Annotated in this window: 1 protein-coding gene; it reads left to right on the top strand. The window is 74.7% G+C overall.

Annotation, left to right across the window (positions count from 1 at the left end; genetic code table 11):
* Positions 1 to 1,995 (top strand): non-ribosomal peptide synthetase (locus SCA03_RS34665; RefSeq protein WP_174864528.1); only part of this gene is annotated, 1,995 nt, incomplete at both ends.

A 1,995-nucleotide genomic window follows, 5' to 3' on the forward strand; every position in this document is an offset into this window, starting at 1 on the left:
GATGGGCGCCCGGCACGGGCTGCGGGTGGCCGACGCCCGTGCCGAGGGCGGCAGCAGCTATCCGCTGTCGCTGACCGCCTACACCGGCGGCCGGCTCGTCGGCGACAGCGCGCCCGGTGTCTCCCTGCGGATGTCCTACGACCCGGCCCGGTTCGAGGACACCACCGCGCGGAGTCTCGCCGAGCGGCTCACCGGACTGCTGCGCTCGCTGATCGACATCGGGCAGTCGAACGTCGGGCAGTCGGATGCCGGGCAGGCGAACGCCGGGCGGTCGGGTGCCGGACAGGGCGACGCCGGGCGGGACGGTGCCCGGCGGACCGGTGCCGGACGGGCCGACGCCGGGCGGCTGGCGGCCGTGCCGCTGGTCACGCCCGGCGAACTCGGCCGTATCACCGGGGACTGGAACGCCACCGACCGGCACTGCCCGCCCCGGCTGCTGCCCGAGCTGTTCGCCGAGCAGGTCCAGCGCACCCCGGACGGCATCGCCCTGGTGTCCGGGGCACGGACGCTGACCTACCGGGAGCTGGACGAGCGTGCCAACCGGTACGCGCATCTGCTGCGCCGGCACGGGGTCGGCCCCGACACCGTCGTCGCCGTGAGCCTGCCGCGCGGCATCGACCTCGTCGTCGGCGTGCTCGCGGTCGTCAAGGCCGGCGGCGCCTACGTCGCCGTCGACCCGGAGTACCCGGGCGACCGCATCGCCTCCATGCTCACCGACTCACGGGCCGCGGCGCTGATCACCGAGGACGGCACCGCCCCCGTCGAGCTGCCGGGAGTTCCGGTGCTGAGCCCCGGCGCCGACACCTCGGGCGAGCCCGCCGCCGCCCCGCCGCTGGACGGGCTGCACACCGGGCACGCCGCGTACATGATCTACACCTCGGGCTCGACGGGGCGGCCCAAGGGCGTCCTCGTCCCGCACGCCGCGATCTCCAACCGGCTGCTGTGGATGCAGTCCGCGTACCCGCTCACCACCGGCGACCGTGTGCTCCAGAAGACCTCGTCCAGCTTCGACGTCGCCGTCTGGGAGTTCTTCGGCCCGCTCATCGCCGGCGCCGGTCTGGTGCTCGCCCGTCCCGACGGCCACCGCGATCCGCGCTATCTGGCCGAGACGATCCAGGAACACGGCGTCACCACCGTCCACTTCGTGCCGTCCATGCTGCGTGCCCTCGTCGCCGAGCCGGCCATCCGCGGCTGCACGACGCTGCGCACCGTCTTCAGCGGTGGCGAGATGCTCCAGGGCGCGCTCCGCGACCAGATAGCCGAGGCGCTGCCCCGGGCCGCCCTCTACAACCTGTACGGACCGGCCGAGGCCGCCGTCGACATCACCTCCCACCCGGCACGGCCGGACGGGGCCACCGTCCCGATCGGCCGCCCGGTGTGGAACACCCGGCTGTATGTGCTCGACACCTGGCTGCGCCCGGTACCGCCCGGCGTCGCGGGCGAGCTGTACGTCACCGGTGTCCAGCTCGCCCGGGGCTACGCCGGACGGGCCGGGCAGACGGCCGGGCGCTTCGTCGCCTCCCCGTTCGGCGGGCCCGGCGAACGCATGTACCGCACGGGCGACGTGGTGCGCCAACTGCCCGACGGCGCGCTGGAGTTCGCGGGCCGCGCCGACGACCAGGTGAAGGTGCGCGGCTTCCGGATCGAACCGGGCGAGATCGAAGCGGCGCTGTCCCGGCACTCCGCCGTCGACCAGGCCGTGGTCGTGGTCCGCGAGGACCAGCCGGGCGTCAAGCGCCTCGTCGGCTACGTCGTCGCCCCGCAGACCTCCGTGACCTCCGCCGAACTGCGCGACTTCGTCGCCGGGTCGCTGCCCGAGTACATGGTCCCCGCCGCCTGCGTCGTCCTGGACGGGCTGCCCGTCACGGCGAACGGCAAGGTGGACCGCCGCGCCCTGCCGGAGCCCGACCTCGGCACCCTCCAGACGGACCATGTCGCCCCGCGCAACGCGACCGAGGAGACCGTCGCCCGGGTGTGGGCCGAGGTCCTCGGCCT

The sequence above is a fragment of the Streptomyces cacaoi genome, assembly GCF_006539165.1.
Lineage (GTDB): Bacteria > Actinomycetota > Actinomycetes > Streptomycetales > Streptomycetaceae > Streptomyces > Streptomyces cacaoi.